This window comes from Sphingopyxis sp., from assembly GCF_965279725.1.
Lineage (GTDB): Bacteria > Pseudomonadota > Alphaproteobacteria > Sphingomonadales > Sphingomonadaceae > Sphingopyxis.
Genome location: NZ_CBDIIL010000003.1, coordinates 485,656 through 512,544, shown reverse-complemented (window position 1 = coordinate 512,544; position 26,889 = coordinate 485,656). Strand labels below are relative to the sequence as shown.

General features: G+C 64.9%; 30 protein-coding genes. 11 read left to right on the top strand and 19 right to left on the bottom strand.

Annotated features, from left to right (window positions below):
- Nucleotides 1–18: 18 nt before the first annotated feature.
- From ACQY6T_RS11345 to ACQY6T_RS11310, 8 genes are all read right to left on the bottom strand, one after another.
- Nucleotides 19–1,317: a serine hydrolase domain-containing protein gene (locus tag ACQY6T_RS11345; RefSeq protein WP_428630892.1), complete on the bottom strand. Its 1,299-nt coding sequence runs from the start codon at nucleotides 1,315–1,317 to the stop codon at nucleotides 19–21.
- Nucleotides 1,318–1,327: 10 nt separating this feature from the next.
- Complete coding sequence (locus ACQY6T_RS11340; protein WP_428630891.1) at nucleotides 1,328–1,969, bottom strand: CoA transferase subunit B; 642 nt, start codon at nucleotides 1,967–1,969, stop codon at nucleotides 1,328–1,330.
- A complete protein-coding gene (locus ACQY6T_RS11335) occupies nucleotides 1,969–2,841 on the bottom strand; it encodes an HAD family acid phosphatase (RefSeq protein WP_428630890.1) in 873 nt (290 codons plus the stop codon). Before ACQY6T_RS11335 ends, ACQY6T_RS11340 begins: the two co-directional genes overlap by 1 nt.
- Nucleotides 2,841–3,548 carry a CoA transferase subunit A gene (locus ACQY6T_RS11330; RefSeq protein WP_428630889.1) on the bottom strand — a complete coding sequence of 236 codons (708 nt, stop codon included), beginning with the start codon at nucleotides 3,546–3,548 and terminating at the stop codon, nucleotides 2,841–2,843. The genes ACQY6T_RS11335 and ACQY6T_RS11330 overlap by 1 nt, the downstream gene beginning before the upstream one ends.
- Complete coding sequence (locus tag ACQY6T_RS11325; protein WP_428630888.1) at nucleotides 3,545–4,198, bottom strand: HAD-IA family hydrolase; 654 nt, start codon at nucleotides 4,196–4,198, stop codon at nucleotides 3,545–3,547. The genes ACQY6T_RS11330 and ACQY6T_RS11325 overlap by 4 nt, the downstream gene beginning before the upstream one ends.
- Nucleotides 4,195–5,298, bottom strand: a complete 1,104-nt coding sequence (locus tag ACQY6T_RS11320) for a DUF2855 family protein (RefSeq protein WP_428630887.1) — start codon at nucleotides 5,296–5,298, stop codon at nucleotides 4,195–4,197. The genes ACQY6T_RS11325 and ACQY6T_RS11320 overlap by 4 nt, the downstream gene beginning before the upstream one ends.
- Before the next feature lie 92 nt (nucleotides 5,299–5,390).
- A complete protein-coding gene (locus ACQY6T_RS11315) occupies nucleotides 5,391–6,080 on the bottom strand; it encodes a VIT1/CCC1 transporter family protein (protein ID WP_428630886.1) in 690 nt (229 codons plus the stop codon).
- A gap of 9 nt (nucleotides 6,081–6,089) precedes the next feature.
- On the bottom strand, nucleotides 6,090–7,010 hold the full coding sequence (locus ACQY6T_RS11310) for an SMP-30/gluconolactonase/LRE family protein (RefSeq protein ID WP_428630885.1): 921 nt from the start codon (nucleotides 7,008–7,010) through the stop codon (nucleotides 6,090–6,092).
- A gap of 46 nt (nucleotides 7,011–7,056) precedes the next feature.
- Here ACQY6T_RS11310 and ACQY6T_RS11305 point away from each other — a divergent pair, with 46 nt between their 5' ends.
- Together ACQY6T_RS11305 and ACQY6T_RS11300 are read left to right on the top strand one after the other, a co-directional pair.
- Entirely contained in the window at nucleotides 7,057–7,656 is a 600-nt protein-coding gene (locus ACQY6T_RS11305) for a TIGR02466 family protein (protein WP_428630884.1), read from the top strand.
- A gap of 148 nt (nucleotides 7,657–7,804) precedes the next feature.
- Complete coding sequence (locus tag ACQY6T_RS11300) at nucleotides 7,805–9,238, top strand: NAD-dependent succinate-semialdehyde dehydrogenase (protein ID WP_428630883.1); 1,434 nt, start codon at nucleotides 7,805–7,807, stop codon at nucleotides 9,236–9,238.
- A gap of 27 nt (nucleotides 9,239–9,265) precedes the next feature.
- On the opposite strand, the gene ACQY6T_RS11295 is transcribed toward ACQY6T_RS11300, so the two are convergent.
- Genes ACQY6T_RS11295 through ACQY6T_RS11285 form a run of 3 tightly spaced genes read right to left on the bottom strand, consistent with a single transcriptional unit; the run spans nucleotide 9,266 to nucleotide 10,823 of the window.
- Nucleotides 9,266–9,658, bottom strand: coding sequence for a surface-adhesin E family protein (locus ACQY6T_RS11295; RefSeq protein ID WP_428630882.1), 393 nt, complete (start codon nucleotides 9,656–9,658; stop codon nucleotides 9,266–9,268).
- A 35-nt stretch (nucleotides 9,659–9,693) separates the two neighbouring features.
- Nucleotides 9,694–10,455, bottom strand: coding sequence for an SDR family oxidoreductase (locus tag ACQY6T_RS11290; protein WP_428630881.1), 762 nt, complete (start codon nucleotides 10,453–10,455; stop codon nucleotides 9,694–9,696).
- Nucleotides 10,452–10,823 carry a dihydroneopterin aldolase gene (locus ACQY6T_RS11285; RefSeq protein WP_428630880.1) on the bottom strand — a complete coding sequence of 124 codons (372 nt, stop codon included), beginning with the start codon at nucleotides 10,821–10,823 and terminating at the stop codon, nucleotides 10,452–10,454. The genes ACQY6T_RS11290 and ACQY6T_RS11285 overlap by 4 nt, the downstream gene beginning before the upstream one ends.
- An 89-nt stretch (nucleotides 10,824–10,912) precedes the next feature.
- Here ACQY6T_RS11285 and ACQY6T_RS11280 point away from each other — a divergent pair, with 89 nt between their 5' ends.
- Genes ACQY6T_RS11280 through ACQY6T_RS11265 form a run of 4 tightly spaced genes read left to right on the top strand, consistent with a single transcriptional unit; the run spans nucleotide 10,913 to nucleotide 13,825 of the window.
- A complete protein-coding gene (locus ACQY6T_RS11280) occupies nucleotides 10,913–11,416 on the top strand; it encodes a GNAT family N-acetyltransferase (protein WP_428630879.1) in 504 nt (167 codons plus the stop codon).
- Nucleotides 11,417–11,463: 47 nt separating this feature from the next.
- A complete protein-coding gene (locus tag ACQY6T_RS11275; protein ID WP_428630878.1) occupies nucleotides 11,464–12,048 on the top strand; it encodes a DUF1285 domain-containing protein in 585 nt (194 codons plus the stop codon).
- Entirely contained in the window at nucleotides 12,048–12,632 is a 585-nt protein-coding gene (locus tag ACQY6T_RS11270) for a CoA pyrophosphatase (RefSeq protein WP_428630877.1), read from the top strand. The genes ACQY6T_RS11275 and ACQY6T_RS11270 overlap by 1 nt, the downstream gene beginning before the upstream one ends.
- The gene (locus ACQY6T_RS11265) at nucleotides 12,629–13,825 is read left to right on the top strand and encodes a CCA tRNA nucleotidyltransferase (RefSeq protein ID WP_428630876.1); all 1,197 of its coding nucleotides are present in this window, start codon (nucleotides 12,629–12,631) and stop codon (nucleotides 13,823–13,825) included. The genes ACQY6T_RS11270 and ACQY6T_RS11265 overlap by 4 nt, the downstream gene beginning before the upstream one ends.
- On the opposite strand, the gene ACQY6T_RS11260 is transcribed toward ACQY6T_RS11265, so the two are convergent.
- Complete coding sequence (locus tag ACQY6T_RS11260; RefSeq protein ID WP_428630875.1) at nucleotides 13,798–15,480, bottom strand: putative bifunctional diguanylate cyclase/phosphodiesterase; 1,683 nt, start codon at nucleotides 15,478–15,480, stop codon at nucleotides 13,798–13,800. The genes ACQY6T_RS11265 and ACQY6T_RS11260 overlap by 28 nt on opposite strands.
- Before the next feature lie 89 nt (nucleotides 15,481–15,569).
- Entirely contained in the window at nucleotides 15,570–17,873 is a 2,304-nt protein-coding gene (parC, locus tag ACQY6T_RS11255) for a DNA topoisomerase IV subunit A (protein ID WP_428630874.1), read from the bottom strand.
- 99 nt (nucleotides 17,874–17,972) lie between these two features.
- On the opposite strand from parC, the gene ACQY6T_RS11250 reads away from it, so the two are divergent.
- Complete coding sequence (locus tag ACQY6T_RS11250) at nucleotides 17,973–19,313, top strand: acyltransferase family protein (protein ID WP_428630873.1); 1,341 nt, start codon at nucleotides 17,973–17,975, stop codon at nucleotides 19,311–19,313.
- A gap of 138 nt (nucleotides 19,314–19,451) precedes the next feature.
- On the opposite strand, the gene ACQY6T_RS11245 is transcribed toward ACQY6T_RS11250, so the two are convergent.
- A complete protein-coding gene (locus ACQY6T_RS11245; protein ID WP_428630872.1) occupies nucleotides 19,452–20,858 on the bottom strand; it encodes a M20/M25/M40 family metallo-hydrolase in 1,407 nt (468 codons plus the stop codon).
- Between the two features lie 137 nt (nucleotides 20,859–20,995).
- Between ACQY6T_RS11245 and ACQY6T_RS11240 the strand changes: the two genes are divergently transcribed.
- From ACQY6T_RS11240 to ACQY6T_RS11230, 3 genes are read left to right on the top strand one after another with little or no spacing between them, the layout of a single operon-like run.
- Complete coding sequence (locus ACQY6T_RS11240; protein ID WP_428630871.1) at nucleotides 20,996–21,622, top strand: lysophospholipid acyltransferase family protein; 627 nt, start codon at nucleotides 20,996–20,998, stop codon at nucleotides 21,620–21,622.
- Nucleotides 21,619–22,437: a DUF1295 domain-containing protein gene (locus ACQY6T_RS11235; RefSeq protein WP_428630870.1), complete on the top strand. Its 819-nt coding sequence runs from the start codon at nucleotides 21,619–21,621 to the stop codon at nucleotides 22,435–22,437. Before ACQY6T_RS11240 ends, ACQY6T_RS11235 begins: the two co-directional genes overlap by 4 nt.
- Nucleotides 22,413–22,817: a ribose-phosphate pyrophosphokinase gene (locus ACQY6T_RS11230; protein WP_428630869.1), complete on the top strand. Its 405-nt coding sequence runs from the start codon at nucleotides 22,413–22,415 to the stop codon at nucleotides 22,815–22,817. The genes ACQY6T_RS11235 and ACQY6T_RS11230 overlap by 25 nt, the downstream gene beginning before the upstream one ends.
- Before the next feature lie 138 nt (nucleotides 22,818–22,955).
- Here the strand turns inward: ACQY6T_RS11230 and ACQY6T_RS11225 are convergent, their stop codons facing one another.
- Nucleotides 22,956–23,885, bottom strand: a complete 930-nt coding sequence (locus tag ACQY6T_RS11225; RefSeq protein WP_428630868.1) for an isopenicillin N synthase family dioxygenase — start codon at nucleotides 23,883–23,885, stop codon at nucleotides 22,956–22,958.
- A 267-nt stretch (nucleotides 23,886–24,152) separates the two neighbouring features.
- Here ACQY6T_RS11225 and ACQY6T_RS11220 point away from each other — a divergent pair, with 267 nt between their 5' ends.
- Nucleotides 24,153–24,578, top strand: coding sequence for an EVE domain-containing protein (locus tag ACQY6T_RS11220; RefSeq protein WP_428630867.1), 426 nt, complete (start codon nucleotides 24,153–24,155; stop codon nucleotides 24,576–24,578).
- 16 nt (nucleotides 24,579–24,594) lie between these two features.
- Here ACQY6T_RS11220 and ACQY6T_RS11215 read toward each other — a convergent pair whose 3' ends face one another.
- From ACQY6T_RS11215 to ACQY6T_RS11200, 4 genes are all read right to left on the bottom strand, one after another.
- The gene (locus ACQY6T_RS11215; RefSeq protein ID WP_428630866.1) at nucleotides 24,595–24,918 is read right to left on the bottom strand and encodes a PilZ domain-containing protein; all 324 of its coding nucleotides are present in this window, start codon (nucleotides 24,916–24,918) and stop codon (nucleotides 24,595–24,597) included.
- An 89-nt stretch (nucleotides 24,919–25,007) separates the two neighbouring features.
- Nucleotides 25,008–25,598 (bottom strand): SOS response-associated peptidase family protein, encoded by a 591-nt coding sequence (locus ACQY6T_RS11210; protein ID WP_428630865.1) that lies wholly within the window; start codon nucleotides 25,596–25,598, stop codon nucleotides 25,008–25,010.
- A gap of 9 nt (nucleotides 25,599–25,607) precedes the next feature.
- Nucleotides 25,608–26,009, bottom strand: coding sequence for an alternative ribosome rescue aminoacyl-tRNA hydrolase ArfB (arfB, locus tag ACQY6T_RS11205; protein ID WP_428630864.1), 402 nt, complete (start codon nucleotides 26,007–26,009; stop codon nucleotides 25,608–25,610).
- Nucleotides 26,002–26,685, bottom strand: coding sequence for an RluA family pseudouridine synthase (locus ACQY6T_RS11200; RefSeq protein WP_428630863.1), 684 nt, complete (start codon nucleotides 26,683–26,685; stop codon nucleotides 26,002–26,004). Before ACQY6T_RS11200 ends, arfB begins: the two co-directional genes overlap by 8 nt.
- Nucleotides 26,686–26,889 lie beyond the last annotated feature (204 nt).

The window sequence follows — 26,889 nt, the reverse complement described above, 5'->3', positions numbered from 1 at the left end:
GCCCGGCTTGATCCGGATTCAGGGCAGGCTTGTTTGCCCTTTTGACGCCGCTGCAACCAGATTGGCCGCGGCAGTATCGCCGGTCTGCGGCGGCAGTTTGCTGAGATCGAGCCAGCCCGCGTCCTCACGCTTGTGATAACTGTCGATCGCCGCGAACGGGATGCGAAACGGAAATCCCCAATCGCTGTTCCACAGCGCGACGACGCCGGTCCGCGTGGCCGGTTCGAAAATCATCGTCGAGCGATAGCCCGAAACCGCGCCCGAATGGCCTTCCAGCCGGTGGCCGGCATAGGTAAAACTTCGCCAGCCCAGGCCATAAGAGGCGTCCCCGATGGCCTGACGCAAGGGTCCGCCATAAAGCCTTTGCGTTCCGATGCGCGGGCTATGGGCCAGTCGCAGCACGGGACCCGGCAGGACGTCGGGGCGGTCCCCCATCATCGCGCGCATCCAGATGGAGAAATCGACGATATCGCTTTCGACCCCTGCGGCCGCGGGTACGCGCCAATAGGCCGGTTTGCTGGGGCGGACTTCGCGGTTGTTGCGGTGTGGCCTCGCCCAGTCTTTGGCGCCGGTCAGCCGCTCCATGCCATAGCCCGCGCTGACCATACCGAGCGGGCGAAAAAAGCGATCCTCGACCGCGTTGGCGAAGGGCTCGTTCGCCGCCTGCGCCAATATCTCGCTCGCGGCATCGAAGGCGACGTTCTGATAGGTGTGGCAGGTGCCGGGGTCGCATTGCAGCGGCGCGGCGGCCAGGCTGGCGCGCAGCAACGCGGGGTCCTGCCCCTCCTCCAGCTTTTCGTCATAGGCGTTCTTGGTCAGGCCGGTGCGCTGGGCCAGCAGATTGTCCAGAGTGACCCGCGCTTCGGCGCCGCCGGGCAGGTGCAGCGACGTGCGCCAGTCGGCGACCGGACGCCCGAGATCGATGGCGCCATCCTCGGCCAGCGCCGCCGCTAGCACGCCCGTGGCGGTTTTGGAAACCGAGGCCCAGCGGAACAGCGTCTGCGGTGTTACCGGCGCGCCGGTTGACGCGTCGGCGACGCCATAGGTGCGGACGAAACGCAACTCGCCGTCCTCGACGACTGCTACCGCCAGCCCCGCCATTTCGTGTCGCCGCGAAAGGTCGGCCAATTGGCGGTCGAGCGCGCGATAGTCGATCCGCCCGCGCCATTCTGCGGGCGTGTCGGGCAGGTCTTGAGCGGCCTTGATCGGGATTGGGACGCTGGCCAGAGTGCGGCCGTCGCCAAGGGCGTGAACACCAAACCAGCCCGCCGATCCCAGCGCGGCGATCGCGATCAGGAAAGTTAAAACGCGGTTCATGGACGTGTGATTAGACGGCGACCTCATAATTGGCCGTCGTCTTAGCCGCGACTTCGTCCGCCGTCACCCCCGGTGCCAGCTCGATCAGACGGAACGGACTGTCATGATCGTCGCGCCGGAACACCGCGAGGTCGGTGATGATCATGTCGACGACATCCTTGCCGGTCAGCGGCAGGGTGCAGGCCGGGATGAATTTCGGGCTGCCGTCCTTGGCGTTGTGCTCCATCACGACGATGATCTTCTTGACCCCGGCAACCAGGTCCATCGCGCCGCCCATGCCCTTGATCATCTTGCCCGGGATCATCCAGTTGGCGATGTCGCCATTTTCGGCAATCTCCATCGCGCCGAGCACGGTGAGGTCGATATGCCCGCCGCGGATCATCGCGAAGCTGTCGGCAGACGAGAAATAGGCGGTTTGCGGCAGCTCGCTGATCGTCTGCTTGCCCGCGTTGATCAGGTCGGCATCCTCGTCGCCCTCAAACGGAAAGGGGCCGATGCCGAGCATGCCATTTTCGGACTGGAGCGTCACCGTCATCCCGGCGGGAATATGGTTCGCGACCAGCGTCGGGATACCGATGCCCAGATTGACGTAATAGCCATCCTGCAGTTCCTGCGCGGCGCGCGCCGCCATATCGTCGCGGGTCCAGCTCATTATTCGGGTTTCCATTCGCTGTCGGTGGAGAAGATATCGTCCCAGCCCAGTTTTTCCCACGGGCCATAGACGGAGTTGGGGAAAAGGAACCAGCCCTTGTCCCAAAGGGTAGACGGTCCCGCGCTCGTCGCGAGCGCCATGCGCTGCGCGGCGGGCAAGTCCTTGACGTTGAACTGCTGGCTGAAATCGCCAAGCTGGTCGCCGCCGAGGATGATGACGCAATATTTCGACGCGATGGTGGCGCGGCGCGGATCCTTGCTAGATCCGCCGGCATCGTCGCCCATCAGGAACAAGGTCTCGCCATGCTTGAACTCGCCGAGCCCCGCTGCGCGCAGCGTCTCTTCGCTGCCCTTGGCATTGGTCGCGCTGCGGTTGGTGTTCGCGATAACGGTGATCCCCGCAGCGCGCAGCTTGTTCACCATCTCGACGCTGCCCGGCATCGCGGCGGCCTTGCCCGCGCCGGTCTTTTCCCACTGGTCCCAGATTTTGGGATCGAACGCCGTACCCTTTTCGGCGAAATAGCGCATCGGGCCGAGGTTCCAGATCAACGTCTCGTCGGCGTCGAATACGGCGGCGAAGGGCTTGTTCCCACAAGGTTCGAAACGCGGCGCGTCCATCGTCGCGCCCGGCGCGAGGACAACGCTGTCCACAGGTCGCCGCTTGATCCGTTCGACGCCATAGTCAGAGATGCGGGCATTGGTGGCGCGCACCGCGACGGCAGCTTCGGCCGAACCGTAAAGATATTGCAGGGCGACCGGCGGCTTGGCCACCTCCGCGGTGGCCACCGGTGGGGTGGGGGTCGTGACCACGGCGTTCGGCGTAGCGGCACAGCCCGCGAGCAGCAGCGCGGAGGTCAGGGCAAGGGCGCGCATCACGCGGTCTCGCGCGGGCGCACCGTGCGGAACTCGATCTTCTTGTCATACGGCGCGCCGACAATCATCCGCTTCACATAGATGCCGGGCAGGTGGATCGCATCTGGATCGAGGCTGCCAGTGGGGACGATTTCCTCGACCTCGGCGATGCAGATTTTCGCGGCAGTCGCCATCGGCGCGTTGAAATTGCGCGCGGTCTTGCGAAAGATGAGGTTGCCGCTCTCGTCGGCCTTCCAGCCCTTGATGATCGCGACATCGGCGAAAATTCCGCGTTCCAGGATATAATCTTGTCCGTCGAAATTCTTGACTTCCTTGCCCTCGGCGACCGCGGTGCCGACGCCGGTCTTGGTATAAAAACCGGGGATGCCCGCGCCGCCGGCACGGCAGCGTTCGGCCAGCGTGCCTTGCGGACAGAATTCGACCTCGAGCTCGCCCGCCAGATATTGGCGTTCGAATTCCTTGTTCTCGCCCACATAGGACGAGATCATCTTCTTGACCTGCTTGGTGCGCAGCAGCTTGCCCAGCCCCTCGCCGTCGATCCCGGCATTGTTGCTGGCGATCGTCAGGTCCTTCGTCCCGGCGTCGCGAATCGCGTCGATCAGCCGCTCGGGGATGCCGCAAAGGCCAAATCCTCCGGCGCACAGGTGCATGCCGTCAAAGAGCAGGCCGTCGAGGGCGGCGGCGGCATCGGGATAAATCTTCTTCATGGGTGGGAGAGCTCCAGGTCCAGCGATTCCCCTAGGGCTTTAAGAGCCTGCTCGCCGCTTGTCACCTTGATAGCCATCATGCCGAGGGCGGCTGCAGGTTTGCAGTTGATGCCCAAATCGTCGAGATAGATGCAGTGGGCGGGTTCGACGTTCAGCGCTTCGCACATCATCCGGTAAATGCGCGGGTCGGGCTTGCGGACCCCGACTTTGCTCGATTCGATGACATGGTCGAACCGCGCCATGATCGCGCCGACTTCCTCGGCCTTGGCAAAGCCGCGCGCCATGCCCGCACCTTGGCCCGAAGGGACATTGTTGGTGATGCAGCCGAGCGCAAAGCCCTTGGCCTTCAGGGTGTCGAGCGCCGCGACCATCGCCGGGCGGACGGCGCCAGCGAGTACGGCGAGCACCGCTTCGCCCTCCAATTCATGCCCCAAGGCGCGCGCCTCTTTGGCAAAGAGGGTGTCGAACGCCGCCGCGTCGATCTCGGCGCGCTCGAACTTGGCCCACGCATTGTCGTCGGGATCGGCAGCATTGATGCGGCGCACGAAATCGCGCGGCAGACCGCGTTCGTCCTCCAGCCGGTTGAACGCCTCGAACGGCGACGAGGTGATCACACCGCCGAAATCGAAAATGACCGTTGTATAATTCATGGAGCGATGACGATCCCGACTTTCGGGTCGGCCTGACCCGACAGCATTTCTTTATAGGCGGCGAGTGCGGCGTCACCGCCCTCGCGCCGGTCGATGCTCGCGATCCGCGGCGCGACATCCATGAACGCCAACCACGCCGCTGCAATCTTTTGCCCAAAAGCCGCGCCGCCCCAGTCGGCGATGCGTTTCTGGCTGCGGCCGGGGGCAAAGAAGCCCTGACGATCGGGCCCGGGCAAGCCTTCGCCGTCGGCCTGGGCATCCCAATGCGACTTGCCGACGATGATCGACGCCTGCAGCTGGTTGCCGAAATGGCTGTGCACGACGCGCGTGACCGCGCCATTGCCCGCCATATCGACCAGCGCGGCGGGGGTGCTGGCGTTGAGCGTCATGATTTGATCGTAGCTAATGACGCGGTCGTAGATGCCCTGCGCCGACAGGGCATCGACATTGGCGGCGCTGGTCAGCCCGATCGTCTCGGGCCGGTCGGCGCGCTGTGCGAGCGTGAAGCCCAGGCCGATCGCGGTTTTGCTCGACGCGCTGGCGATCAGGATCTGCTGGACGCCATAATCTCCCTCATCCTCAAACTGGTCAGCGATCAGCCAGCCGGTCAGGAACAGCGGGCGGAACACCGGCCAATAATCATGATCGGCGGCGCGATAATCGGCAAGCGCTTCGATCCGCTGATAATTGTTATAGATCGGCGGCAGGGTGGTGCGGCGCGGCGTCACGTCGGTGAAGCCGCCGGGGCCAGCCTTGCCGACGGTCAGCACCGCACCGCTGGCCATCGGATAATAGCCGTAGAAGCGATCACCAACCGATATGCCGTCCGCCGTGCTTTCGGTGACGGTGGCAAATCCCCACACGGGCAGGCGTCCCGGCGTCCCCGGTTCCGAAAAGAAATCCCAATAGCCCTGGTCGTTGCCGAACAGCCCGGCCGGCTTGCCGAATACGGCGTAAGTGATGTTGTTGGCGGTCATTGCATAGCTGTCGAGGTCGACGCGGATCTGTCCGGGCGTCAGCGCCACACCGGCGTCGGCGACCAATTCAGTCTGCGTAATATCGTCGCGATCGATGTCGATCGCCCAGCTCTTTGCATTCATTGCGGACCCCTCCGATTGTCGTGCCGCCATCGCGGAATGGGCGACAGTCATACAGAAGCGGTCGGCGCTGACAATCGCGCAAGACGCGCTAGTCAGCCCAGTGCGGTGTCGAACAGCGAACCGATCACCATCGTCACCGCCATCGCAACCGCGCCCCAGAACGTGACGCGGATGACCGCGCGGGCGATGGGGGCATGGCCCGCCCGGGCGCCGAGCGCCCCGAGGATGGCCAGAAAGACCAGTGATGCCGCGGCGACGATCCAGGGTAGCGATGGACCCGAAACGAGCAACACAATTGCCAAAGGGAGGGCCGCGCCGATGGCAAAGCTGGCCGCCGAAGCCGCCGCCGCCTGCACCGGGCGCGCCGCCATCTCGCTGCTCAGCCCCAGCTCGTCGCGCAAATGGGTGTCGAGCGCGTTGTGGTCGGTCAGCTGCGCGGCGACCCGCTCGGCGAGCGCGCGGTCCAGCCCGCGTTCCTGATAAATCAGCGTCAGTTCCTCGAGCTCGAATTCGGGATCGGCCGCAAGATGGCGTTTCTCCAGTTCGATGTCGGCCTTTTCGGTATCGCCTTGCGAGCTGACCGAGACATATTCGCCCGCCGCCATCGACATTGCGCCCGCGACAAGGCCGGCGGTGCCGGTGACGAGAATCGATGACTGCGCTGCACCCGCCGCCGCGACGCCCGCGATCAGGCTGGCGGTCGACACGATCCCGTCATTGGCCCCCAGAATCGCGGCGCGCAGCCAGCCGACGCGTCCAGCGACATGGTTTTCGCGGTGCATCGGTCCCCCTTAATATTGCAATTGCAGCCCGGGCCGCGCCCAGCGTGTTTTCACGAGCCGGCCGGAACCCGACAGGGTCAGATAGGCGTCCTGCCGGTCGGGGCCACCGAATGCGATGTTGGTCGTAAAGATATCGTCGGTGGCGACGAATTCAACCAGTTCGCCGGTGGGCGAGATGACGCTGATCCCGCATTCGCCGATGGTCGCGACGCAGATATTGCCCGACGCCTCCACCGCGAGGCTGTCGAAGAATTTATAGCCCGCGGGGCGATAGAGCGGGATGCCGGGGCCGCCGGGACCCGCGTCTGCGGCGACCTTGCCGGGAGCGGTGATGTTGAACTTCATCAGGCGGCAGGTGTAGGTTTCGGCAGCATAAAGCGTGCTGCCGTCGGGCGAGAGGCCGACGCCGTTGGGGTTGTTCGACGGGAAGATCACCTCCTCGATGAAACTGCCATCGGCCTTGGCATAAAAAATGCCGACGATGTCATGGCAGCGCTTGGCATAGTCGACCTTGCCATGATCGGTGAACCAGAAGCCACCGTGCGTATCGAACACGATGTCGTTGGGGCCGCGCAGCACGACGCCATGGTCGCCCGATTGATAGAGGATCTCGACCGCCCCGGTGTCGATGTCGATGCGCTCGATGCGACCGCCCGAATAATCGCTGGCGATCCCATGTGGGGCGAGGTTGCCGTTCGCTTCGACATAGTTGAAACCGCCGTTGTTGCAGCAATAGAGCTTGCCGTCGGGGCCGATCGCCAAGCCGTTGGGGCCGCCGCCGGGGGTTGCGATCACCTGTTTTCTCCCGCCGGGCCAGCAGCGCGTGATCCGCCCCGCCTCGATCTCGACGACGATGACGCTGCCGTCGTCCATCACCACCGGCGCCTCGGGAAAGCGCAATCCGTCGGCGATCAGTTTAAACTCGGCCATCCTCGTCTCCCTTGCGTGCGCGCACTTGCTGTGCTTTGCGGCCATCATGCCCGTTCGTTCGCTCTTCGCCAGCCTTTTCTACGAAGCCGACATCGGTTCGCCCGACCTGCTCGACGAGCTGGAGGAAAGCGGCCGCCTGTTTGCGGAGGAGGATGGCGCGGGCCGCGCGTGGAGCCGTGATCACGGCTATAAGGGCTATACCAGCTACGCGAGCTTGAACGATCTCCCCGAACGCGACCCGGCGTTTCACGACCTCAAAAGGCTACTCGATAGGGAAGTGAAGGCTTTCGCGAAGGCGGCGCATTTCGATCTCGCCAAGCCGCTGAAGCTCGACTCGATGTGGGTGAATGTCCTGAAACCTGGCGGCACCCACAGCGGCCATATCCACCCGCACAGCATCGTGTCGGGCACCTTCTACGTCGCCGTCCCGCCGGGATCGGGCGCGCTGAAGCTGGAAGACCCGCGCCTCGCGATGCTGATGGCAGCGCCGAGGCGCAGCGACGATGCGCCCGAACATCTGCTGCCCTTCGTCTATGCCGTGCCTGCCGCGGGCCGCGTCTTTTTGTGGGAAAGCTGGCTGCGCCACGAAGTGATGCCGCACAGCGGCAAGGGCGAGCGGATCAGCATCAGCTTTAACTATCGCTGAGCGCGACTATATCGGCCTCACCTGACCGAACTCCAATCCCGTTCGTGTCGAGCGAAGTCGAGACACCCATCGGTGTCGCGCCATGTCGATGGGTGTCTCGACTTCGCTCGACACGAGCGGATCCTGGGGACTTTTAGAAAGACAACCCATGACCGCGACCTACGACGCCGACCTCCAGCTCTTCATCAACGGCGCCTGGCGGAGCGGCGAGGGGCGCGAAGGGCGGCCGGTGTTCAATCCGGCAACCGCGGGTACGATCGCCGAGCTGCCGGTGGCGACCATCGCCGACCTTGACGAAGCACTGGCGGCGGCGGAGCGCGGCTGGCCGGTCTGGCGCGCGAAAACCCCTGACGAACGCGCCGCGCTGATGCACAAGGCCGCCGGGATCATCCGCGAACGTGTCGAGCATATCGCGACGCTGCTGACGCTCGAACAGGGCAAACCGATCGCCGAAGCGCGCGGTGAGGTGCTGTCGGCGGCGGGGCTGCTCGCCTATTTCGCCGAACAGGGCAAACGCATCGAAGGCCGGGTGCTTCAGCGTCCCGCGGGCCAGCGCGCGATGGTCACCAAACATCCGGTCGGCCCGGTCGCCGGATTCAGCCCATGGAACTTCCCGGTCAATCTGATGGTCAAGAAGATCGCCCCCGCGCTCGCTGCGGGCTGCGTCGTGATCGCCAAGGCGCCCGAGGAAACTCCCGGCTGCACCAGTGCGATCATGCGCTGCATCGCCGACGCAGGCATTCCCGGCGACGTTGTGCAGCTCGTCTATGGCGATCCCGATCAGATCAGCCGCCACTTGCTGGCCAGCCCGGTGATCCGCAAGGTCAGCTTCACCGGCTCGACCGCGGTCGGCAAACATCTGATGAAGCTAGCCGCCGACGGCGTGAAGCGGATCACGATGGAGCTCGGCGGCCATGCCCCGGTGCTGATATTCGACGATTGCGACCTCGAGACCACGCTCGACAAGGTGGTGACGCAGAAATTCCGCAACGCCGGCCAGGTCTGCATTTCGCCGACGCGCTTCTATGTGCAGCAGGGCATTTACGACGCGTTCGTGAAGGGCTTTGCCGAGCGGACAAAGAAGGTGAAGATCGGCAGCGGGTTCGACGCCGACACCCAGATGGGCCCGCTCGCCAACGCGCGCCGCGCACCCGCGCTTGCGGCGATGGTCGCCGATGCCAAAGCCAAGGGCGCGCGCGTGATCGCGGGCGGCGAGGCGACTGGCGAGGGCTATTTCTTCCAGCCGACCGCGATCGCGGACGTCCCGATCGACGCCGATGCGATGAACAATGAACCGTTCGGCCCGATGGCGCTGATCCGTCCGTTCGGGACTGAGGACGAAGCGCTGGAGCAGGCAAACCGGCTGCCCTTCGGCCTCGCGGCGTTCGCGTTCACCGAGAATGGCCGGCGCATCAACCGCATCGTCGATACCATCGAAAGCGGCATGGTGGGCGTGAACAGCTTCGTCATCTCGACCCTCGACACGCCGTTCGGCGGGATCAAGGAATCGGGCTTTGGCAGCGAAAGCGGGCCGGAGGGACTGGATGGGTATCTGGTGACCAAGGCCGTGCATATCTTCTGAGACGGACTGCCGCCGTTTACATGTTGTTCAACGCTTCGTGCACGCCACCTGTTCCAGATAGCCGCCGATCGAACCGTCAAGGACCGGCGCGAATTCTGTCGCGGGCTGCGTTTCTTCTTCTGCACGCCCGCCGTTGTTCTTGCGGGCGACCGTCCTGATCTCGCGGATCAACTTCCGTCGGCAGTCGATCTCGCTGAGCCGGAAATAACGTCCATGCTTGCTGAACGCCGCCGTTGCAGTGTCGAACGAGACGATATTGCTGCGACTCCATATCTGCACCAAATCGCCACTGCGTTTCATCGTCCCAGGGTGAAACTCGAAATCATTGAGTTCGTCCGGACTGGACAATAGGCGTTGCCACCCATGCTCGTCCGGCACCTCGGTCCAACCGACCATGAAGAGCGCAAGCAAAAAACTCATCTGGTCGGTTCCCCTATCTCTCTCGTTAGCAAGTTTCAGTCCCGCTCCAGCGCCACGAAATCGCGATCCATCGGCGCCAAATGCGCGCCGCCATCGACGAAGATCGTTTGCCCCGTCACCGCCTCGGCGCGCGCCAGATAAACGACGGCATCGGCGATCTGCACCGGGGTCGACAACGCGCCAAGCGGCATAAGCTTCGCCAGCCGCTCGACCTGCGCCGCCGAATAATCGTCGGTCGCCATGGTCAGCCCCGGCGCCACGGCATTGACCCGCGCCTTGCTCCCGAAAGCCACCGCCAGCGTCGCCGTAGCCTGCCACAATGCCGATTTGGACAGGCTGTAGGCGATTTGATCGGGCACCGGATGCAGGACACGCTGGTCGATGATGTTGACGATCGCCGGGCGCTTTCCTTCGCTGGCGATGACCAGCGCCTTCGCCAGCATCACCGGTGCGTGATGATTGACCTGCATCATCTGGGCGAGGGCGACCGCTGACAGATCGGCCCATTCCCCCTCGGCGAACAGCGCGGCATTGTTGACGAGCAGATCGGGGGCGCGACCGAATTTTTCGATCACCGCGGGGATCAGCGCATCGACCGCGACGGGGTCGGACAGGTCGGCGGCGAAGCGGTGGCTGATCGCGCCGGTCTCGGCCAGCGCGTCGGCCAGAACCGCGTCGGCATCGCCAGGGCTGCGTTTGTGGATCGCCAGCGCATAACCTTCGCGCGCCAGCCGCGCCGAAATCGCGGCGCCGACCCGGTGCAGCCCGCCCGTGACGAGAGCGAGCTTCTGCGTCACTTGCGCGCCCGCCGCATCGTGATGCCGATCTCTTCGCCGTCCTCGGCGATGGCAAGCTTGACGATCTTCACCTCGACCTCTTCGACCTTGTCGTCCTGGATGAACAGCGTGTCGATGATATGATCGGCGACGCTTTCGATCAGCACAAAATGGACATCCTTGGGAATGCCCTCGGTCGCCGCAAATTTCAGGTGCATGTAGTTCTTGGACGCACTGAGCGGCGTCGTCGGATCATAATGATCGGCCATGCTGAGCCGCGCCCGCACGTCGATGCGCAGCGGCTGCGGCAGGTGGGTTTCTTCGGAATAAATACCGGTGAGCACCTGGGCGATCAGCCCGTCCACCTCCAGCCACAATGTGTCGGTCACAAGAAATCCTGTCGAACGCGGGCGACATTCGGCTTTGCATCGCCGCGCTGCACCCCTAAAGCGCCGCCGCATTAGCGAAAGGGCGCGCGTTGGTCGAGTTACTTCCATTGTCGGACATCGAACCGCAGGCGGTCGAGCATCTGCTCGACGCCGCTTTCGGGACCGATCGCTTTGGACGAACCGCCTATCGCATCCGCGAAGGCGTGGATCAGGTTCGGGCGCTGAGCTTTGCGCTGATCGAGAACGGCGCGCTGGTCGGCACGATCCAGTGCTGGCCGGTCGCGCATCGCGCCGGCGATGGTACCGCGACATCGCTGGTGATGGTCGGCCCGGTCGCGGTGCGTCCCGACCTCCAGCGCGGCGGGCATGGCCGCGTGCTGATGGCGCATATGCTGGCGGCGGCGGAAACCAAGGCCGACGCGGCGCTGATGATGATCGGCGATCCTGAATATTATGGGCGCTTTTTTGGCTTTACCGCCGACGCGACGGCGGCGTGGGGTTTGCCGGGGCCGTATGAGCCGCGCCGCCTGCTGGCGCGCGCGGTCAACGGGCATGGGTTGCCGACGGGTGCAGGCATGATCGGGCCGCGCTGAACCTGGGCGGGGTTGCACCCGCCGCCCGCCCCCCTATGTCGGTTGCCATGGTCACGCCCGCGCCTTCGCTTCCCAAGGATTTTTCGCAACTATCGCTGGCCGAAGCCGCCGAGCTGCTCGCGGCGCGCAAGCTGCCGCCGGTCGAGCAATGGCATCCCGAGCGCGAAGGCGACAGCGCGATGGAAATTCGCGCTGATGGCAGCTGGTATCATGAGGGCGGGCGGATCAACCGGCCCGCGATGGTCAAGCTGTTCTCGACCATCCTGCGCCGCGAGCCCGACGGCGGCCACGTCCTGGTCACCCCGGCGGAAAAACTGGCGATCGCGGTCGAGGATACGCCGTTTCGAGCCGTCGAGATGAAGAGCGAAGGCAAGGGCGCTGCTCGCAAACTTGTTTTCCGCCTCGACACCGACGATCTGGTCATGGCGGGCGCCGAGCATCCGCTGCGCTTTGGCCGTGATCCCGACAGCCCCGATCCGCGGCTGCACGTCCGCGGCGCGATCGGGAACGGGCTCGAGGCGCGGATCGAGCGCGCGCTCTATTATGAGATCGTCGAAATGGCGCTGGCCGAGGCTGGCGATCCGCTGACGATCTGGTCGCACGGCGCCCAATTCCCGCTGGTCGATCGCTGATGCTGTCGACCAAGCTGCGCGCGGCGCTCGACAATCTGTTGCCCGATGCGGGCGAGGACGAGGCCTATCTTGGTACCCCGACGCTGCGCGATGCGGCGGTGCTGATCGCCTTTACCGACCGCCCCGACCCCGGCGTCATTCTGACCCAGCGGCCGCAATGGCTGCGCAGCCATGCGGGCCAGGTCGCCTTTCCGGGCGGCAAGGTCGATCCCGACGACCGCGACGCGATCGACGCAGCGCTGCGCGAGGCCGAAGAGGAAATCGGCCTGAGTCCGCGCGATGTGACGGTGGCGGGCGCGACCGAGCCCTATCGGTCGGGCAGCGGCTATATCATCACCCCGGTGCTGGGGGTCATCCCGCCCGACCTGCCGCTCGATCCCAATCCCGACGAGGTCGAGGACTGGTTCGAAGTGCCGCTCGACATCCTGTTCGATCCCGCCAATTATCAACGTCAGCAAGCGCATTGGCGGGGTCAGGACCGGCATTATTATGACATGGACTGGCAAGGACGGCGGATTTGGGGCGTGACGGCGGGAATCATCATCAATCTGGCGCGGCGGATGCCGGCGGGCTGGCACCGATGACGCGGTTGCCCGATGCCGAATGGCGCGACCGGCCGGGGCTGCGCCGCATTGTCGCGGCGCTGTCGGCCGATGGCGGGGCGGTGAAGATCGTCGGCGGCGCGGTGCGCGACACGCTGCTCGGGCTGCCGGTGACCGACATCGATCTCGCGACCCCGCTGTTACCGCAGGAGGTGACGCGGCGATTGCAAGCCGCCGACGTCAAGGTGATTCCGACGGGTATCGCGCATGGCACCGTGACCGCTGTAGCCAGCGGCGATCATCACGAGATCACGACGCTGCGCCATGATGTCGAGACCGACGGACGCCGCGCGACCGTCGCCTTTGCCGACGACTGGCGCGAGGATGCGGCGCGGCGTGATTTCACGATCAACGCGCTTTATGCCGATCCCGACACCGGGGCGGTCGACGACTGGTTCGGCGGCCTGGACGATCTGCGCGCGGGCCGGGTCCGCTTCATCGGCGATGCGGCGACGCGGATTGCCGAGGATCATTTGCGCATCCTGCGCTTCTATCGCTTTGCGGCCCGGTTCGGGCGCGGATCGCTGGATCCCGTCAGCCACGCCGCGGTCGTCACCGCCCGCCAGTCGCTCAAAAGTCTGTCGCGCGAACGTATCGCCGACGAACTGACCAAGATCTTGGCGCTGCCCGACCCGCGTGCAATCGTCGGCCAGATGGCGGCGGACGGGATGTTCGCGGTGCTGCTGCCCGAACAGGATCCCGATTTTGCCGCGACGCTCGATCGCCTGCTCGCCAACGAGGTCGCGGCGGGGGCGAATATTGCGGCGCACCGCCGCCTGGCGGCTTTGCTCCCTGCTGAGCCGACTATCGCGGAGCAAGTGGCGAGCCGGTTGCGGCTATCGACGCGGCAGCGCAAATATCTGGCGGCGGTGGCGGGGCATCGCGAGGACGTGGCGCGCCCGATTCGGCAGCTGGCGCATGCGATCGGGATCGATGCGGCGCGCGACGTCCATTTGATCGCGGGCGATGCCGATGCGGTGCGCGATCTGACGGGTTGGCAGGTCCCGATGCTGCCGATCAAAGGCGGCGACATCGTCGCGCGCGGGATCGCGGTCGGGCCGGATGTGGCGCGTATCCTGAAAGATGTCGAAGCGGCATGGGTGGCCGAGAATTTTCCGGACGCGGCGCGCGTTGCCGAACTGGTCGATCAGAAGATCGGTCGCACCAGCGATTGACGCCAGAAATCGAGCGCCGCGGCGCTCTCCAGCGGGCGAGCGAACAAATAGCCCTGTCCGAAATCGCACCCGAGCGCCGACAGCAGCCGCGCCTGGTCGGCGGTCTCGACGCCTTCGGCGGTCGTTTTCATCCCCAGCACTTCGGCCAGGCTCTGGATCGTGCGGACGATCGCCACCTTGTCACGGTCGTCGACCATATGTTCGACAAAGCTGCGGTCGATCTTGAGCACGTCGAGCGGCAAGCGCTGCAGATAGGCGAGGTTCGAATAGCCGGTGCCGAAATCGTCCATCGCGACGCGCGCGTCGAGCGCCTTTAACTCGCTGAGCACCGACAGCGCGAGATCGGGATCGCCGATGATCGCGCTTTCGGTCAGTTCGATCATCAGCCGTTCGCCGCCGATTTTCTGCTTTTCGAGCGCGTGGCGCACCACCGCGGCGACATCGTCGCGCAGCAGCTGGATAGCCGAGACATTGACCGAGACATAGCAATCGACCGTCTTGCCGCCATTCTGTTTGTCCCAGTCGGCGAGCACCGCCGCCGCCTTGCCGATCGCCCATTGGCCCAGCGGCACGATCAGCCCCGAATCCTCGGCGATCGGAATAAATTCGCTGGGCGAAATCGCATGCCCGTCCTGCTTGTCCCAGCGCGCCAGCGCTTCGAACCCGGCGACCTTGCCGGTCGCCAGTTCGATTAGCGGCTGGAAAGCGAGATGAAGCCGGTCTTCCTCGATCGCGTTGCGCAATTCGGTTTCAAGGCCAAAACGATTGTCCGACAGCATCGCTGATTCGGGTTCATAGATCTCGATGCGATCGGTCTGCTTGGCGCGCTTGAGCGCGATCTGGGCATGACGGATCTGGTCGGCGACATCGTTTTCGGTCGCGGGCTGGATGGCGCAGCCGAGCGCGCAATCGACGCTGACCTTCAATGCGCCGATCCGGAAGGGGTGGTCGAAACAGCCGCGGATGCGCCGGGCCATTTCGCGCACGTCGGCGCGGCCGCCCGCGACGCGGGTCGAGATGGCGAATTCGTCGCCGCCGGTGCGCGCCAAGATGTCGCCGCTGCGCAAGGATGATTTCAGGCGCCGCGCGACGGTGATGATCAGTTCGTCGCCCGCCATCGGGCCGATATGTTCGTTGATGCGGCTGAACCGCGCGAGGTCGAGCAGCAAGATCGCATGGTCGGTCTCGACCCCCTCGGTCACGCTGCGCTGTTCGACCATCTCTTCGAACCCGGCGCGATTGGGCAGGCCGGTCAGGCTGTCCGACACCAGCTCGCGGCGCAGGTTGCGCTCGGTCATCATTTCCTGGGTGCGATCGATCAGCGTCAACAGGAACAGGCTTTCGTCGCCCGATTCGGTCGGCAGCGGCCCGATCGATCCGCGCAAATCGCGCGCGGCGACGCCGTCGCCCAGCTGGCAGGAGAATTCCTGGGATTCGTCGGGAAATTGCGCCGCGCGCTCGATGGCGCGCAACATTTCGATCGGGGCGTTGGCGCCCACGGGGGACAGGTTCAGCCGGTCGAACGCGACATTGCTGGCGTGCAGGCGAAAATTCCCGCGCGCAAGCGGCCGGATCAGCGCCGCTGGCACCGGGAGCGCGTCGATCCAGCCGACGAACAACAAGGGCCGGTCTTCACCGGTTCGATCAAGTGGCATAACAGCGGGTTTTGTGCGACCTTTCCCCATTGGTCCTGGCCTAATGGGGCGAGAGTAAAGAAGCGATTTACGGCAACAGGAAAATGCGTTCAGTTGAAACGATTGTTCCGCGGAAAACCAGTCGGCGGCATCCGGCCGGCGGCACCGCGCGCGACGCGCCACGGCACGAGGTCGGTTTCGGTCCGGGTGCGACCGGTGTCGCCGCCCATCGCCCAGCTTAGCCCGTCGGCAAAGGCAAAGCTGACCGCATCGGACAGCCCGCCATCCCGATAGCGTTGCAGCATCACCCCCTGGCCGCGCGCCATCACCGGCACTTCGGCAATCGGGAAGACAACCAGCTTGCGGTTCTCGCCGACCACCGCGACGCTGTCGTCACTCGGTGCAACCGGCCGGATGATCGCCAGCTGGGCGCCGGTCTTGAGGTTGACGACATTACGGCCCTTGCGCGTTTCGGCGACGACCTCGCCCATCTGGGCGATAAAGCCATGGCCGCTTGACGAGGCGAGCAGCAGGCGGCCTTCGGCATAGGCCGGGATCATCGCGACGATGCGCGCCTCGGGATCGATATCGACCATCAGGCGCAGCGGCTCGCCGAACCCGCGTCCGCCGGGCAGCTTGTCGGCGCCGACGGTGAAGAAACGCCCGTCGCTCGCCGCGATCAGCAGTTTGTCAGTCGTCTGCGCATGGGCGGCGAACAGCAGCTCGTCGCCGTCCTTGAACTTGAATTCCGCCCACTGGTCGGCGGCGACATGGCCGCGCTGCGCCCGAATCCAGCCGCGTTTCGACAGGATCACCGTCACCGGTTCCTTCTCGATCATCGCGTCGAGCGGAATGTCGCGCGCCGGGGCGGCCTCGGATATCGTCGTGCGGCGGGCGCCGAGCAGGGTGTCGAGGCCATAGACCGCGCGCAGCTTTTCCAGATCCTTGCGCAGCCGTGTCTTCTGCCGCGCCGGACTTTCGACCAGCTTGACCAGCTCCTCGCGCTCGGCGGTCAGGTCGGCCTGCTCGCGCTTCAGCTCCATTTCTTCCAGCTTGCGCAAGCTGCGCAGCCGCATGTTAAGGATCGCTTCGGCCTGGCGGTCGGTCAGAATGAATTCGGCGATCATCACCGGCTTCGGCTCGTCCTCGGTGCGGATGATCTCGATGATCCGGTCGAGGTTGAGGAAGGCGATGATATAGCCCGCAACCAGCTCCAGCCGGTCGTCGATCTTGTTGATCCGGTGCTGCGCGCGGCGGACGAGCACGACGATCTGATGCTGCAACCATTCGGTCAGCAATTGGTACAGCCCCATCACCTTGGGGGTACGCGTTGCGTCGAGGACGTTCAGATTGAGCGCGAAGCGGCTTTCGAGGTCGGTCAGCCGGTACAGGCTTTCCTTCAATATGTCGGGGTCGACGTTGCGGCTCTTGGGTTCGATGACGATGCGCAGATCCTCGGCGCTCTCGTCGCGGACATCCTCCAGGATCGGCAGCTTCTTGTCGGCGATCAATTGCGCGATCTGTTCGATCAGCTTGCCCTTGGCGACCCCGTAAGGGATTTCGCTGATCACCAGCTGCCAGGTGCCGCCCGGTTGCTTCTCGATCCCGCTGTCTTCCCAGCCGCCATCGCCCAGCTTGCCGGTCGAAAAACGCGCCCGGACCCGGAAACCGCCGCGGCCGGTTTCATAGGCGTGGGCGATCGTCTCGGCGCTGTCGACGACGATGCCGCCGGTCGGAAAATCGGGGCCTTTGACATGCTCTAGCAGCTCCGACAGCTCGGCCTGCGGGTTCTCGATCAGCAGCAGCGCCGCACCGATCACCTCGGCGGCGTTGTGCGGCGGAATGTTCGTCGCCATGCCGACCGCGATTCCGCTCGCGCCATTGGCGAGCAGGTTCGGGAACAGCCCCGGCATGATCTCGGGCTCTTCATCCTCGCCATTATAGGTCGGCTTGAAATCGACGGTGCCCTCGTCGAGCCCCTGCATCAGATCGACCGCGACGCGGGTCAGCCGCGCTTCGGTGTAACGATAGGCGGCGGCATTATCACCGTCGATATTGCCGAAATTGCCCTGACCATCGACCAACGGATAGCGGAGCGAGAAATCCTGCGCGAGGCGAACCATCGCGTCATAGACCGCAACATCGCCGTGCGGGTGGAATTTACCGATGACGTCGCCGACGACGCGGGCGGATTTCTTGTACCCCTGCGACGGGTCGAGCCGCATCGCGCGCATCGCCCACAGCAGGCGGCGGTGAACGGGTTTCAGGCCGTCGCGCAGATCGGGCAGCGACCGCGCGGTGATCGTCGACAGCGCATAGACCAGATAGCGTTCGGACAGCGCGCTGTCGAACGGGGTATCTGTCATGCCGGGGACGGGTTCTGGATTGTCGGGATCGTCGGTGGTGCTGGCCATTGTCGGCAGCCGATAGCAAGGCTGGCGCGCCAAGGCAAAGGCTTGCGTTGGGGCTGCGCGACACTAGCTTGGGATATCCACCGGGACAGGGATGACATCTTGACTGAAACCACTGGCGTCGTTCGAAAAAGCATCTGGTCGCGGGCGAGGGACATGGCGATGCAGGCGCCGCCCGAACGCAATCGCTACGTCGATTTCCTCCGCGCGCTGTCGATCCTCGCGGTCGTTGTCGGTCATTGGCTGGTCGCGGCGCCCTATCTGAGGGACGGTGCGGTCGAGGGCGGGCATCTGCTCGGCATCTTGCCGTGGACACAATGGCTGACCTGGGGTTTTCAGGTGATGCCGCTGTTCTTTCTCGTCGGCGGCTTTTCGAACGGCATCTCGTGGGCGGCGACGCAGCGCAAGGGCGGCAGTTACGAAAGCTGGTACAGCGGGCGACTCCAGCGGCTGATCAACCCGGTGCTGCCGCTGTTCCTGATCTGGACCCTTGTCGCGATGTTCGGGACATTGATGGGGATCGAGCGCGGGGTCGTCGCGATGGCGGCGCAGCTGGCGCTGATCCCGGTGTGGTTCCTGTCGGTTTATCTGATGGTCGCGGCAGTCGTGCCGCTGACCTGGGCGGCTTGGAAGCGCCTCGGTTTCGCATCCGTCTGGATGCTTGTCGCGGGCGCGATCCTGATCGACGTCGCATCGCTGCGCTTCGATGTGCCTTATGTGAATTTCCTCAACTTCGCGTTCGTCTGGCTGGCGATCCACCAGCTCGGTTTCGCCTGGAGCGAAGGGCGGCTGGCACCGCGCACCGCGTTGCGGTGGGGGATCGGCGGACTGATCGCGCTCGGCCTGCTGGTCGGCCTTGGGCCATATCCGGTCGCGATGATCGGGGTGCCGGGGTCGGGCCTCAGCAATTCGATGCCGCCGACGCTCGCATTGCTCGCGCTGGGCATCACACAGGCGGGCTTGGCGCTCGCGCTCGAACCGGCGGGGCGGCGGATGCTCGATAACATCCGCATCTGGACCAGCGTGGTGCTGGTCAACGGCATGATCATGACGATCTACCTGTGGCATTTGACCGCCTTCGTGCTGGTCATGATCGCGGCGTGGCTGCTCGGCGGAATCGGGCTCGACCTACAGCCGGGCAGCGCGGCATGGTGGCTCGCGCGCCCGATCTGGTTCGCCCTCTACATTGTGACGCTCTTTCCGCTGATCATGGCCTTTGCGCGGTACGAGCGGGCGAGCGGCAGCGACAAGGCGGTGCCGCACTGGCGGCTGATCGTCGGGCTCCTGCTGATCTGTGCGGGGCTCGGCGCCACCGCGGCAATCAGCATCGCGAGTCCCGAAGGGGTGACCGGGGTGCGGCTATGGCTCGTCGCCCTGCCGTTTGTCGGGGCGGCGGTGGCACAGTTCGGGCCGGTGCACCGGCTGGCACAGTCCGCAACGTGAGGCGCCGGTTGGCGTCGATGAGGGCGGACTGACGTAAGGGGGGCTTCCGGCCGATCCTCCCCATCGCTGCGCGACAGGGAGGGTCAATGTTCGCCAGTGGCCATTGCCAGTTCCTTCCAGCGATCGGCTCACCGACGGCTAATCCGCATACGCCTTCACCAGATCGAACATATAGTCGCGCCCGACATAGACCGATTTGACCTCCATGCGTTCGTTCAGGCCGTGCGCACCATTGCCGTCGGGGTCGCCCCACATGCCGGGAATGCCATAGGTCGGGATGCCGACTGCGCCCAGGAAAGTCGCGTCGGTGTAGCCGTTGGCCATCGACGGAATGACCTTCAGCCCCGGCCAATATTTGGTGACCAGCGTCTGCATCGGGCCGATGATTTTCGGATCGAGCGGCGGCGCGGGCGGGGCGGGGCGCTTGGGCGGCAACTGGGTTATGGCGACGCCGGGGTCGCCGATCACCTTTGCCAGCTCATCCTTGATCGATTCGATGCTGTGGCCGGGAAAGATGCGGCAGTTGATGTTCGCCCCGGCGCGCTGCGGCAGTGCGTTCGGCGCATGGCCGCCGTCGAGCAAGGTCGCGACGCAGGTCGTGCGCAAATTGCTGTGCAGAAAGGGATCGGCGTTGACGATCGCCGCGGCCGCGGTGTCGGCGTTATTCTTGGCCAGCGCGACCATCGCCTTGCCGATCGCGTCGCCGCGCGCCGTCCCAGCCTCGGCAAAGAAGCGCCGCGTCGTGTCGGTCATTTCGACCGGGAAGTCATAGTCCGCGACCTTGGTGAGCGCGCGCGACAGCTGGTAGATCGCGTTAGCGGGAACCGGCGCCGAGCTATGGCCACCGGGGTTGCGGGTTTCGAGACGGAAATTGGCGAAGGTCTTTTCGCCGACCTGCACCGACTGGCCGAGGATATTGCCTTTGCCGTCGCTGTCACCGCCGCCGCCTTCGTTCAAGGCGAATTCGGCGTCGATCAGGTCGCGTTTGTTCGCGGCGAGCCACTCGACGCCGTTGAACGCCCCATTGGTTTCCTCGCCGCAGGTCAGCGCCATTTTGACGGTGCGTTTGGGCTTATACCCCGTTTTCTGGAAACGGATCAGCGTGTCGACCCACACCGCCGCCTGCGCTTTGTCGTCGGCGGTGCCGCGGCCATAGAAATAGCCATTCTCTTCGACCATCACGAAGGGATCGCGCTCCCAATCGGCGCGCTTCGCCGCGACGACATCGATATGCGCGACGAGCAGGATCGGCTTCGCGGTTTTTGAGGTGCCGGGATAAACCGCGACAAGGCCGCCTTCCTTGGGATTTTCAGAGGTCGCGAACAGGGTGAGCTGGCTGTCGGGGATGCCCGCCGCCTTCAGCCGCGCCGCCATGCGTTCGGCGGCAAGGGTGCAGCTGCCCGATGACAGCGTCGTATTGGTTTCGACCAGTTCCTTGTAGAGCTCGCGAAACGCCATCTGGTCGGGGCGCGGCGCCGGGTCGGCGGCCAGCGCAGGCGCTGAGATCAGCAGCGTGGACAACAGCAGCGCAGGCAGCACTTTCATCGAATTTCCTCCCCGATCAGGTCCGCGAAGGGAGCAGAAAGCGCCGCGAGCCGCAACCCGTCATCGCGCCCCCTTGCGAACCCCCGATGTTTCGCGCAAGTCGTGCGATGGGTAGAGGAGACGGCGTGACAGCGATAATGGATGAACAGCCGGGGCCGGTGGCGCGGATGGTGCGGCGGGTGCTGCTGGCGATGTACCGGTTGCGGGGGTGGCGGGCTTTGGGTCAGGTACCCGAACCGCGGCGCTTCATCCTGATCGCGGCGCCGCACACCAGCAACTGGGATTTTGTCAATTTCCTTGGCCTGACCGCCGACTTGGGGCTGCGCGCGCATTTCATGGGCAAATTGTCGCTGTTCAAATGGCCGCTCGGCGGCTTCATGAAACAGATGGGCGGGGTCCCGGTTGATCGCCGCGGCGGCGGCAATGTCGTCGAGCAGATGGTGGCGGAGTTCGCGCGCCGCGCCGAATTCATGCTGACCGTCGCCCCCGAGGGAACGCGCGGCAAAACTGCGAAATGGCGTACCGGATTCTACCAGATCGCGCTGGCGGCAAAGGTGCCGATGGTCGTCGGCTTCATGGATTATGGGACCAAGACGGGCGGCCTCGGCCCGCTGATCTGGCCCAGCGGCGACTTTCGCGCCGATATGCTGAAGGTGCTCGAGGTGTATCGCACCTGCATCCCTAAAATCCCCGAGCGCGCGGTGCGCTCGATCGACGATATTGTCGGCGATAAGGGCCCGGACGAGATGGAGATGCGCGCATGACCGACCTGCTGATGCTGCTGGCGCTCAATTTCGCCGGATTGCTGGGGGCGATCCTGATCCTGTGGGCGATTTCGGTGGCGATCCGCGACGTGTCGTTCATCGACGCCTTCTGGGCGTTCGGCATGGTGTTGCTGGCGTGGGGTGCTGCTTGGCAAGCGGGATCAGATGCGCTGCACGCTAAGCTGCTGCTCGGGCTGACCAGCCTGTGGGGGCTGCGGCTGGCGGTCCATCTTGGGCTGCGCTGGGTCAAGCATGGCGAGGATCCGCGCTATGCCAAAATCCTGTCGCAGACGATGAAACGCAAGCATTGGAGCTGGGGCAAGACGGCTTTGCTGACCGTGTTTCTGACGCAGGCGCCCTTGCTGTTCATCACCTGCCTGCCGGCGCAGATCGGCATCTGGGCGAGCGACGGCGCGGCGGCGAACGGCGTCGGTATCCTCGCGATCATCGGCGTGGTCGCGGCGTTGATCGGCATCGCGTTCGAGACGATCGGGGATGCGCAACTCGATGCGTTCCGCAAGAACCCCGCGAACAAGGGGCAGGTGCTGGACACCGGACTGTGGCGCTACACCCGCCATCCCAATTATTTCGGCGACGCGCTGACCTGGTGGGGATTGTGGCTGATCGCCGCCGACATCGGGCCGTGGGTCGCGCTGGCCAGCGTGATCGGGCCGGTCTTCCTGACCTTCACCCTCACCAAATGGTCGGGCAAGGCGCTGCTCGAAAAGGGGCTGCACAAGACGCGGCCCGACTATGCCGCCTATGTCGCGCGCACCTCAGGTTTCATTCCATGGCCGCCAAAGACGGGGGTTTAGGCGGTGAGGCGCTGGCCGCCGACGCCAGCGCCCTCGGCGACGCCCCGCGAATCCGCGCGATCCTGACCGCGGCGGCGCGCGCGGGCCGCGCGGTCAGCTATTCCGAACTGCTCGGCGACTTGGGCTTCCGCTTCACCCGCCCCAAGATGCGCGCGCTGTGCAAGACCTTGGCCGAAGTCGACCGGCTGTGCGCTCTCGACGGCGAACCCGACCTCGCGGTTCTGGTGGTGCGCGAAAGCGACCGGCTGCCAGGGCAAGGCTGGTGGGTCGGCGGGACGGCGCTGCTGCTCGGCTATGACGGCCCATGGGAAGGCGGGGCGGCGGCGCGGTTCATTCTTGAGCAGCAGCAGGCGGTGTTTGATTATTGGGAGGGGCGATAGGGCAACTAACGACCAATTGCTGACCTATATTGTCGTCATCCCGGACTTGATCCGGGATCCATCCGCCCTCTCAGTATAGGCGGTGCAGGGCCGCATGGACCCCGGATCAAGTCCGGGGTGACGAATGAGGGGCTAGGCCTACTTCACCAACCCAATCTCGCGCAGCCGCTGCTGCAAATACTCATCCGCGGTAATCGGCGTCGGATACAGGTTCGGGTGCGCATCATCGACACAGCTCTGCAGCGTCTCGATCGGATAGTCCGAGCGGAAATGCAGGAAAAAGGGCATCGAATAGCGCGCGACGCTCGCGCGCCCGGCATCGGGGTTGCGGACGCGGTGGGTGGTCGAGGGGAGCTTGTTGTTGGTCAGCCGTTGCAGCATGTCACCGACATTGACCGCCATCGCGCCCGGGGGCGGGCTGACCGGGAGCCAGCTGCCGTCCTTGTCGAGGATTTCGAGCCCTGCCTCTTCGGCGCCCAAGAGCAGCGTGATCGTATTGATGTCCTCATGCGCCTCCGCGCGGATGCCCTTGGCGGGGGCTTCGACGGGGGGATAGTGGAGCAGGCGCATCACGCTGTTGCCGTCGAGCACCGTGTCGTCGAAGAAATCGGGGGCGAGGCCAAGGTAGCGGGCGATGCCCGACAGCAATTGGCCGCCGACACGGTCGAATTCGGCAAATAATTTGTCATAGACGGCGCGGAAGCCCTCGACTTCGGCGGGCCAGACATTGTTCGGCTGCTGCGCGGCGAGGCGGTGACCGGCGGGCAGGTCGCGGCCGACATGCCAGAATTCCTTGAGGTCAACTTCCTTGGCGCCCTTGGCAATCTCGGTCCCGAACGGCGTATAGCCGCGCGCGCCGCCGCCGCCGGGGATGTGATAGGCGCGCTTCTGTTCCTCGGGCAGGGCAAAGAAATCCTTCGCCTTGTCCCACGCCTCGTCGATCAGCGCCGGATCAATGCCATGATCGGTGATCATCGCGAAGCCGAAGCGTTCGAACGAGGCGCCAAAATCGCGGGCGAATTGATCGGCGGGAAGCGCCATGGAAATGGTCGGTACAGCGGCAGTCATATATTCATCCATATTGGGCGGGGCTTGGGCCGCCGCGACTCTGGCCCCGCATGTAGAGCCGTGGGCGAGGCAGGGAAAGAGGCTCGCTCTTTTCAAGTGACCCGGAGGTGCATAGAGAGGCTGAGCCCATCCCCTTCAGGGGAGGGGCAGCGAGACTTGCGAACTTGTTCGCTAGTCGCAGCGGGGTGGGTCAATCGGCCCCGTGCAAACCCGCACCCCCCACCCCCAACCCCTCCCCTGAAGGGGAGGGGCTTAAGAAGAGCGCGCATGAGCAAACAATATTGGCTGATGAAATCCGAACCCGACGCCTATCCGTGGGAGCAGCTGGTGCGCGAAGGCACCGGCATGTGGGACGGGGTGCGCAACCACACCGCAAAGCTGAACCTGAAAGCGATGCAGGTCGGCGACGAGGCGCTGTTTTACCATAGCAACATCGGCAAGGAATGTGTGGGGATCATGCAGGTCACCGAAACCGCGTTCCCCGATCCGACCGCCGATGAGGGCGCGCCTTGGGTCGTGGTGCGCGTTGCGCCGGTGCGGCCGCTCAAGCATCCGGTGACGCTGGCGGCGATCAAGGCCGATCCGCAGCTCGCCGACATGGACCTGATCCGCCAGTCGCGGCTGTCGGTCGGGCGCGTGACGCCCGATGAGTGGAAGCATATTCTGAAAAAGTCGGAGAAGCCGGAAGGCTGAGCGCGTCGCCGGAGCGTTAGCGCAGCTTGACCTGCAGATGTTTCGCCACCGACGGGTGCAACGGGTCGACGAACTCGCACCCATAGTTGTTGCCGTCGGCGCGGCGCACGATGGCTTCGAGCGGCTGCAACCCGGGCAGGTTCACCCAGATATGCTTGCCGATCTGCGGACGGAAAAACGTCACCATGCGAAAGCCGGTCGACGACAGGTCGAACAATTCGACATCGAAGGGGTTCAGCCCTGCTTCGCGATAGCGCGCGCGCGCCTGCACCGGCGCGCGCTCGGCGCGGCGAGAGGCGGTGGCAGGCCGTCTGGTTTCGATGGTGCGATTTCCCAACACTGATTTTGGTCCCAGCTATTATCTGTTCATTTCGCTGCTCTTACCTCACCGGTGGTTACCTCGAAGTGAAGAGACATGGTGAATCTCGCCTATATCGGCGGGGTGTCACTCACCGTCATCAACTGACCAGGAAAGGGCGCCGCGAGCGCCACCGCATCGCGCCATTCGCCGCTCAGCCAAATGGCATGCTGGTCGGGGTGCAGGATCACCGGCATCGCATGCGGTTGATAGCGGCCGACCAGCCGATTGGGATCGGTGGCAAGCATCGCAAAACAGGGCCAATCCTCGCCCTGTCGGCGGATGCCGGCAAAGGCGAAAATCGGCTGCGACGGCACCGAAAACCAGTGCTGGCGGCGCGCGCCCTCCGGCCCCGACCATTCGGCAAAGGCGGTTGCGGGGATCAGGCAGCGCAGTTCGGCATGGCGCAGCGTGCCGATCCAGAACGGGCTCGACAGATTGCGGACGTGCGTCACCGGCCGCTCACCGCGCGGCGGGGGCGGTACCCCCCACAGCTTCGGGCGCAGGAAACGTCGCGACCCGCCGCGGCCGTCGCTGACGATCACCGGTGCTGGGCGGCCAGGAGCGACATAATCGCCGGTCCAGGGGTCGCCTCCGGCCTCGGCATTGAACGCCGCGGCGATCGCGGCGGCGGGGGCGTCGAGACGGTAAAGGCTTGTCATCGCATGTGTTTAGTCGGTGCCGCGGACCCGCCCGCGTCCGGCCTTGACGTTGCTGCGGGCTTTTTTGCTGTCGACGCGGCGCGCCTTGGCGGCCTTGCTCGGCTTGGTTTTGATGCGCCGTTCGGGGCGGACCAGCGCGGCATCGATCAGCGCCGACAAGCGCTCGCGCGCATCGGCGCGGTTACCCTCCTGAGTGCGGTACCGACGCGCCAGAATGATCAGTTCGCCGTCGGTCGTCATCCGGCTGCCCGCCAGTGTTTTCAGGCGTTTATAGGCTTCGGGATCGAGCCCGAGCGCATAGACATTGACGCGCAGCTGGCACGCGGTGGCGACCTTGTTGACATTCTGTCCGCCGGGTCCGGTGCCCGCGAGGAATTTCTCCGATAGCGCGCTTTCGGGTATCTCAGCCACGCGTCGGCTCCGCTCCCTCCGGCGCCGCAAAACCCAGCGCGATGAAGCTGTCGGGGAAGGGCGCTTCGGCAATTACTGACGGCTTGACGTCACGTTTTACCACCAGCCGTTCGGCGTGGAGCAGGGTGCGGGTTTTGGTGCCGCCGCGCCCGTAAACCGGATCGCCGATCAGCGCGAAGCCGAGCCCTTCGAGGGCGTGGACGCGGATCTGGTGGGTGCGGCCGGTTTCGGGGCGGAAACGCAGCAGGCTGCGACCATCGACCACGGCGAGCTTTTCCCAATGCGATATCGACGGTTTGCCTTTCGGGTCGCCGACCATCCGCCAGCCCTCCTCGGCGGTGGAAACCTTGGTCAGCGGCAGGTTGATCGTGCCGCTGTCGGCATCGGGCACGCCATCGACGATCGCCAGATATTGCTTTTCGACCTCACGATCCTCGAACGCGCGGGTGAAACGCCCATGCGCCTTGGGATTGCGCGCGAGGAGCAGGCAGCCCGACGTGTCGCGGTCGAGCCGGTGGACCGCGAGCGGCCAGCGCTTGAAACCGAACTTGAGCAGGTCGAGATGGTTTTCCAGGCTGATGCTGCCATCGCGCGGGGCGTCGACCGGCAGGCCAGCGGGCTTGTCGATGACGAGAGCCTCGCCATCGAGGAACAGGACACGGTCTGAAAGGAGCATGGCGCGCTATAGGCGGGCTGGCGTTCAGTCGAAAGCGTAAACATCGTGGCGGACGGGATCGTGCGGGTGCGAAGGAAAGTCGGCTTTGGGGTGGTGAACCGACGTTGCTTGTCCGTCACCCCGGGCTTAACCCGGGGCCTGCCTTATCGCTTCATTCGATGCTGGAAAGAAGGAAGGCGGGTCCCGGGTCAAGCCCGGGATGAC